5 protein-coding genes and 1 tRNA gene are annotated in these 8,141 nt (G+C 39.7%); all 6 read right to left on the bottom strand.

The genetic code is table 11. The features are described 5' to 3' along the window. Positions 1–24: 24 nt before the first annotated feature. The 6 genes from Q4533_RS04265 to Q4533_RS04290 all read right to left on the bottom strand — a co-directional run bounded on the left by Q4533_RS04265 (position 25) and on the right by Q4533_RS04290 (position 7,809). A complete protein-coding gene (locus tag Q4533_RS04265; protein ID WP_303502015.1) occupies positions 25–3,162 on the bottom strand; it encodes an ExeM/NucH family extracellular endonuclease in 3,138 nt (1,045 codons plus the stop codon). A 34-nt stretch (positions 3,163–3,196) separates the two neighbouring features. After that, a complete protein-coding gene (locus Q4533_RS04270; RefSeq protein WP_303502018.1) occupies positions 3,197–4,249 on the bottom strand; it encodes a porin in 1,053 nt (350 codons plus the stop codon). 1,114 nt (positions 4,250–5,363) lie between these two features. Then, on the bottom strand, positions 5,364–5,990 hold the full coding sequence (locus Q4533_RS04275) for a pseudouridine synthase (protein WP_102531185.1): 627 nt from the start codon (positions 5,988–5,990) through the stop codon (positions 5,364–5,366). Positions 5,991–6,353: 363 nt separating this feature from the next. Then, positions 6,354–6,444, bottom strand: a tRNA-Ser gene (locus tag Q4533_RS04280). A 327-nt stretch (positions 6,445–6,771) separates the two neighbouring features. Further along, positions 6,772–7,053 (bottom strand): hypothetical protein, encoded by a 282-nt coding sequence (locus tag Q4533_RS04285; protein WP_102437062.1) that lies wholly within the window; start codon positions 7,051–7,053, stop codon positions 6,772–6,774. A 108-nt stretch (positions 7,054–7,161) separates the two neighbouring features. Further along, entirely contained in the window at positions 7,162–7,809 is a 648-nt protein-coding gene (locus Q4533_RS04290) for a 2OG-Fe(II) oxygenase (RefSeq protein ID WP_303502023.1), read from the bottom strand. Between the last annotated feature and the right edge of the window lie 332 nt (positions 7,810–8,141).

Consider the following 8,141-nt stretch of genomic DNA (forward strand, 5'->3'; position numbering starts at 1 on the left):
TGAACACCTCACCTGGGGTTGAACCTATTTGCGATTACGGCGACGAAGAGCTGATAAACCCAGAAGGCTTAACAAGCTAAGTAAACCAGTACTACCGCCACTACCATCATGTCTTTCTTCTTTTATTTCAGCGACTAACGAGTCTCGATTTTGCACTTCAATATCGAAAGAAAGTGAAGAACCCGCAACCACTGCACCGTCGCGTTCAAGAGCAACTTTAGCGCTGTAGCGCGCAGATGGCGCACCGAAGACTTCAAAGTTAACTAGGGCTTGACCATCCTGAGTTAACACCACGTTGGGCTCAACGAGTTGGCTCAAATCCAGTTGCTCTTTATCATCTTTAGGCGTCAGTTTGATGGTGGCGACATCGCCAGTTAAAGCGCCTGCAATCTCTGGGATCTGATATGGCACCTTCATTAACTTATTGAGTTTGGTCAGATACATTGAACGGCCTGAATCAGCCTCTCCAGGCAAGTAACTTAAGGTCACTAATGCTGGATCGTGATCTGAAGAGCGGAAATGGTCTTCAGCATAGAACTTATTAAATTCATTGCTGTAGTCACCCTTATACTCATTGTTGTAATCATAAAGGCTTGATTCAGCAGCGTTGATATGCCAGTCAGCAGCATCGATTACACGCTCTTCTAGCGAAGGTGAAATAAGAATGTGATCAAGTGAACCCACCTCATCGTTATAAGAGTAACTCCATGGGGTTTTACCCTTCTCTTCGAATATTTTCGAAATAATATTAATGTACCCGTAACTATTAGTAATTTGTACTGGCGAACCATCTGTATTGAACTGTGGTTTGCTACCTACAAAAGTATGGCTTGCGGTCATTAGGGTTTTGTTGCGAGGGTTTTCAGTCAGAACCAACATTGGGTCTTCTTGGCCGTAGGCGTTAAGGTCGCCTAAGATGATTTTGTCACCCTCAACGTCTTTAAGTTCTTCAGCTAATTGTACTGCACCTGAAATACGGAACTCTGAGCATGAGCCTTGAAAATCAAGATCTGGAGCATCTTGGGTCCACTTAGTAGCATCACCAAACTCAACTCCTTGCCAATCTTCCCAACAAGTTGAACCTTTAGACTTAAAGTGATTAACCGCTAGAGTTAAGCGCTTGCCTGTCTGGTTAACAAGGAAAGTAACCACAAGTGCGTCACGATGATAGTTTTGACCGCTTTCTAAAATCTCATCATTATTGTCTTTAATCACCTCGTTATTGTCATTAACAATGGTCGGCGCTTTTTGCTGTGGCATCGTAACAACACGGGTACGCTCGATGCTTAATTTACTCGGACGGTAAATAATACCTGTCGCTATCGCATCTGAACCAAGGGCATCTAGTTCATCAAGTACACCATTACCGTTATGGTCAAAGCCAACGAATACATAGCGGTTTTCGGTTGAGTATGGCTTGTCATAGTTATCTGCGTATTCGTCGTTGTAGTAAACGTTAACTTCATTAACTAAATCAGCAACAGCACCATTAAGGCCAAAACCATTATTTTCCATTTCCATCAAACCGACTACATCAGCATCTAGCGCACGGATGGCTTCTACTAATTTAGTTTTTTGTTGAGAAAATTCAGTAAAAGTATCAGCACCGCGGCTTTGGCCGAATTGGTTTTGAGCACCACCAAATGGTGAGTTGAAATAGTTAAATAAATTCTGGCTAGCTATGCGGATAGCAAACTCGTCATTTGTTACTGTTTCATCGATATCAGGGCTGTCAGTTCTAGGAAGGTTATGAACAAAGTTATTGTTATTTAGCTCGTTAGTCACAGTTAAAGCATAATCACCAAAGCTATAACTAATCACCCCTTCCATACCCACGACACTGTCATCGATACGGATGTAATTATCCTCTGGTGCGATACCAAAGTTAGGATAATAAGGGATGTCACCGTTAGCAGCAGAAGTCGAACTTTCGATAACTAAACGATAATCATCATTTTGCGCAGCTGCTGCATAAGATTCTGGTGAACCAGGTACATTAAGCTGATTTGGCTGTAAATTAGGTCGCTTGTAAGCCAAAGTAATGTTGTTACGGTAGCTGTCGTAGTTAAAGCTGAAACTACGTGATACACGCATATCTTGATTGCCATCTTCAAGCGGATTTATATCTGCAGGCAGATTGACTAACATGCCTTCATAACGATTGAGTGTGGTTTCAAATGAACCACCATCTGATTCTAGCATTTCAATATCAGTAGCCACAGTCGGCGTGAACTCGCTATTGGTCACTTCCCAATCATCGGTCGCTAACTGAGTTTGTCCATAGCTTTCAGCGACTTCACTGCCTAAACAAATCGTGCGGCCAACTAGCTGACTATCTGCACTGCCACTTTCAACAAAGATACCATCTGAGGTTAATGGGTTGCCATCAGCCACTACATCACGTAAGTAAAAACCTTTTTTCGGTAAACCAACAACGGCTGTTACCACACCTTCAACGGCAACACTTTCACCTTTTAATGGAGATGGTCCGCCCGTACCTTGGATGTCACCAATTGTGGTTAAATCAGCACAAACAAATGGCTCATAAGCTTCAGCTAGATTTGGCGTACCCACAGTTGAAATATCAAGTGGACTAATTACTTCCCACTGCGAAGCATTAAAGGTTGCAGAAGGAACAGGTGCATTACCTTCACTATCCATACGACGGCGCAGCGTAGTGTCTGGAGCCCAAACGCTGGTATTATCTGCAGCGCCAACACGGTCAATAATCACATCGCCATTTTTAATGTAGAAACCATCATTACCACTTAGGTAAAAATCGGTGTAACTGGTATTTGGGTCACCTTCACCAATTACGTAATCACCTCCGTTATCAGTAATGATTTGCTTATACTCGTCGCTAGCATCTTTGTTTAATACCACTAAAGATGTACCAGGTGCAATGGTAAGGCCTGTTAGTAATGGCTGACCACTGGCATTGAGCATGACATTTTCATACTTACCGTTAGCCCACATATACACGGCGGTGTCATCGGTAAAGGTAAATTCATCGGTAGCGTGGGTATTGGTGATTTCCACAGAGCCCAATTCAGCCCCATAATCTTTTTGCACCATTTCGGTGATCAGTAGGTCGTTGACTGCAGCATTAGCGCCGACACTGATAATACTGGCGATGGCCAGTGAGAGAAAACTTTTCTTCATAGTAAACTCGATAATTGTTTATCTTGGAATGAAATTAGAAATACATGCGCACATAGGCATATGCAGCTTCTGGCGCTTCGCCAACTCGGGCTTCTACTGACACAACGATGTCTCTTGCTGGACGGTAGTTGAAACCTAAGCTTGCCCATTGGCGGTCTTTACCAAATTCAGCTGGCAGCTCGGAATAGTCGTAGTTAGGGCCTTCTACATCCCAACCTTCATATTGCTCATGATTTGCTGAAGCAATAATTTCCCAAGACTCATTAAGATCGTATTTACCACTTAACGTCATGCCATAATTGCGGAAAGTTTCGTATCCAAGATACGTATCACCACTCTTGCGAGTTGCTAGATCTTCATCTTCTAAAAAGGTATTGAAACCTAATGCAAAATCTGAGGTGATTTGAGCGCGAATACCTAAGCCGACAAGCATTTGCTCACCATACTTAGAGATCCCTTCTGAGCCACCACGACCTTCGACACCCACGACAACGGAAACAAAGTCTGACATCCAGCCAACATAACCGTTGACAATATCACCTTGTAAAGCACCATTCTTGTGCTTGCCTTCATAGGAATAAGAAACGCCGTACACCAAGTTTTCAAACTTAGCTTCATATTTAACGGTATTTTCTTGATCGCCTGCTTCACCGGTTTCTACCGATTTATTGAAGGTAAAATCACCAAAATGATCATACTCATCAAACGCAGTATCTGTTAAACCCAGCTCAATCCAGTGATTTTCGTCAAATATATAACCGACAAACATTTTGTCGATGGCAAGTTCAAACTCGCCATCACCACCAAGCCAATTTCTACGTTGGTAATCCAGTTCTAATCGGTAGATAAAGTTTTTATTCTGTCCTGCTACACCTAACGTGGCAAAACTATCATCGACATAGCCTTTAGTATCGTAAAACTCATCATGGTTATAATCTGAATTGGTACCAAAATGACCCCCAACACCCACTTCACCAAATAGGCGAATATAATCTCCATTGTCTCCTTCTTGTAGTGTGACTGCACTTGCAGCATTCACACAGAATAAAGAGGCTAAGGCGATTGCAACGGTTGTTCTTCTAAACATCGCATTTATTTCCATTAGTAAATTTCAACCCCTTCGCAATAGGTTGAATTCGGGCTTAATAATTATTTATGTGAGGTTGATTTATCGGCAGGAAGAATATACAACGCGGTTATACATAAAACATATAACAACGAATTAACATTCAAAAGTCTTTGAAATGAACGAAGCTAGAAATATTCAGCCAATTAGATCACAATTTATCAACATGAGCAATTGAGGCTGCTCAATAAAACCGCAACCCTACACAAAACAACCATTATTAAAATGAAAAATGATTACTAAATGTATTTACACTTAAAAATTAGCAACATTTACTTCGACTATTTTTTATAAAAAAGCCTTTTGTATCAACACCACGATATTAAGTAAGCCACACTCTCATAGCAAGAAAAACTTACGATTAATATCACAAAAACACCCTTACCACTTGAGTTAACATTTATTTAATAATTATCGCATCCCGAGGTAATTATTAACCAGTCAAACCTTTTACTTAAACCGATATATTTAATAAAACAAAAATAAAACCTTAATACTCATAAAACAAACAAGATCTAACCATATACTGAAACAAAAAATTAAAGTAGGCATCAATTAATGTATATTTATAAAACAAACAATTTTTTGTGCAAAACTTATACAACTTATAACTTTTACATTGATAGAAAAGCTGATCGTTTATAATTATCCATTCATAAAAGCAAAACCAATAAAGGTTAATTAATGCACAGTATCATCAATGTTTATATTATTAACATTGATAAAAAACACGAAAAATATTGAGAAATTTTCATTGGAATTAAGATAATTGGACTGTTAGATTGTTAGATTGTTGGATTGTTGGATTGTTGGATTGTTGGATTATTGGATTATTGGATTATTGGATTATGAATATCATCAAATGAATCGACGGTTCCCCCAATCCATTACTGATTCAATCATACAACAGCTAATTTAGTGGATTACTTAAGTGTGTTGACCAAGCCATTGGCTTTTTATTTTTTTAGTGATTTACCTGTAACTAAAGTTTGATGTTGAGATTGACAAACGTAATAGATAACCCAATATAAAGCCCCACGGCAGCTGCAATAGAGCTCTAAACACCAGTATGCTATCAACAGAAAGCAGCATCAAAACTAGTTAGCGAAATAACATCACCAGCAGCCATATTATCAATATGTATATCGCCAATTCTCACTCTAACTAGCCTTAAGGTGGCAAAGCCTACGGCTGCAGTCATTTTTCTGATCTGACGATTCTTACCTTCACAAAGCGTAATAGAAACCCAACTTGTTGGCCCATGTCTTGGGTCGCGAATTTTACGACCCCGAGAGGGAAGCGAAGGTTCTTCATCTAATTTGAACGCCTTACAAGGCAAGGTTAAATATTTACTACCATTAATGCCAATTTCAACCCCATTTTGCAGTAATGAAATCGCCTCTGGAGTAATATCACCATCCAGCTGTACATAGTATTCTTTCGCTATACCTTTACTTCTGATCTTATGACTCATCATGCCATCAGTGGTGAGTAATAACAGTCCTTCTGAGTCATGATCTAACCGACCAATGGCCATGGTTTTATCGGGGAAATTAAATAGCTCACCCAGTAGATGTTTCTTCTTACGGGTTTCAGGTACAAACTGGCTTAAAAAACCATACGGTTTAAATATTTTAAAATGCTGATGAATTTCGCTCTTATCAGCAGGCGCTAGCAAACCCGTTTGGTTAGTAGTTGGCATAATATGGCTTTTAATCGTAAAAACTGTATAGGTTGGCATTATACGGTGAGTCTTAGCATGATGCACATAATCTAAAACGCCCCCAATACACATAGCTTAAAAGCAAATGTTCTTATCAGCGCATAAAATGCTAGAAGAAACGAGGATAAACATATTGAGCAAACATTACTGGGGGCTTGCTCATATGAAAAGCAGTGACATTGACTGAGTCAATCTTCTCAAGGCAAATAAGTGATTATAAAACAGGCACTTTAAATACTAGGCAATAAAGCAATTTTGAATTAATAGTATTAATCTTCAATATTTTTAGTGATTTAAACGAAAAAAGGCTCATCATTCCTGATGAGCCTTTCGTCTTGAATATGGCGGAGAGATAGGGATTTGAACCCTAGATGGGCTACAAACCCATGCCGGTTTTCAAGACCGGTGCATTCGACCACTCTGCCATCTCTCCGAACGCCGCGAATAATATGACAAGCTGCGGTCGCTGTAAATCCCTAAATGACATAAAAATGTTTAAGTGTTGATAAAAAAACCAAAGTGTTCATTAATTAAATTGTTTGAGCAATAAATCAACGTCACTAACACGACATGAAAGTACACTTATGCAAGTCATTACCTTAACCCATTAAACTTTAGTTGCTGAGGCAGTTTTTTGTTGCAGATACACTTAATAAAAAGCCCATTTATATTGTTGTCAGCTAGTACGATCATAGCGGCTATCACTTTGGCTACACAAAACCTACGTTACTGATTCTATTCTCTTGCCCATTAAATACTCTCATTTTGAGTTATCAGCTGAATCACTGAGCCATTTTATCGCTGAATATATGAGGTGGCTCACTGCGGCAATGATAGCGACATAGATAAAAGTAGGCATAAACCAACTGATGCCAGTGTCATAAACAAATTGCCAATTTGTACCTTCAGCGCCGTGAAATATGCCGCCAGGATTTTCGAGCCATTCCCATATGACAATAAAGAGTGTTACCAATACCGAGACTATTAGTCCGCTGATAATACCAAAGGACCAAAAATGTTTTATTGCAGCTGCTAATTTCAACGGCTCTCTCCTGTCAAAATTCAATAAAAAATGATGCTTCATTATCAGAGCTAGTAAAATAAACAGCTTATCGCCCAACTGTTGGTTAAGCGCATCTAGACGGATAACTTACCTCGGCGGATCGACTTTAGCAGCGATAGAAGTATTAACCCTAAACCAACCAGCGATAGAATATCGATCCCGCTTGGCTGCCAATACTTCATGGGGAAACTCTTCACTTAAAAATGTCACTATCGTGCCCAGTAATGGCATTACTTTAATGCCTTCTTTATCGACGTTATCTTGATATAACACTAACTCGCCGCCATCTGACGCTGACCACGCTCGATTAAAATATACCACGATTGAAAGCACTCGATTCGCTTCGCCCTTAAAAGCATCATAGTGTCTTTTATAGTAATCACCTGGGCCATAATGAGCAAAGTGACTTTCAAATGAAAACAAACCTAGAAATAATCGTCTATTTAAAAAGCTTTGCAAGTTGGCGGTCCAAGTGAGCCAATCTCTGCCTGCTTCAGATCCATTGGTTATCCAGCTAATGGCATCAGTTCTAACAAACTCATTTTTTAAATACTCGCCACCCCTTCCTATACCTGCTTCTTCAAACTTGTCTGCTTCTATCCCTTGCTGATGATTAAACAAATTGTTCGCTAATGCATCTGCCAAGGCCGTTGGCCGAATACTGTAGCCTTTTGCTTCGATATCCTGCGCAATAAGCGCAAACAAGGTTTCATCAATTGGGCTATTGCCAGTCATTGATGGGCATTTCTTTATGGCGACCACATTGTCTACCTTTTAATAATAAATACATTGAATAAAGGACGGATAACACCCACTTAAAGGAAGTGAGCTAGATGTAGCTATTACTAGTGAAGCTGTTATGGAAATGAGGCTGTAATTATAAGAACGAGTTTAAACGCAGGCAGACTCGCGTTAGTGACGGCACAGTGACTATGATGATTAAAGTTAGAAGTGCTTTGTTGTAGTCAGTTAATTCAGTATAAACCTAGTGAGGGTGTAACAGATTCTGTGTAACTGCAATTTAGTTAATATGCTTCACAATTCTGTCTTCGAACTCAATAATAAAT

It is taken from the genome of Shewanella sp. 6_MG-2023 (assembly GCF_030547195.1).
In the GTDB taxonomy this organism is placed as follows: domain Bacteria; phylum Pseudomonadota; class Gammaproteobacteria; order Enterobacterales; family Shewanellaceae; genus Shewanella.

Coding starts and splice junctions, on each gene's coding strand:
- Q4533_RS04265 (WP_303502015.1), bottom strand. CDS start 3,162: ATGAAGAAAAGTTTTCTCTCACTGGCCATCGCCAGTATTATCAGTGTC.
- Q4533_RS04270 (WP_303502018.1), bottom strand. CDS start 4,249: ATGTTTAGAAGAACAACCGTTGCAATCGCCTTAGCCTCTTTATTCTGT.
- Q4533_RS04275 (WP_102531185.1), bottom strand. CDS start 5,990: ATGCCAACTACTAACCAAACGGGTTTGCTAGCGCCTGCTGATAAGAGC.
- Q4533_RS04290 (WP_303502023.1), bottom strand. CDS start 7,809: ATGACTGGCAATAGCCCAATTGATGAAACCTTGTTTGCGCTTATTGCG.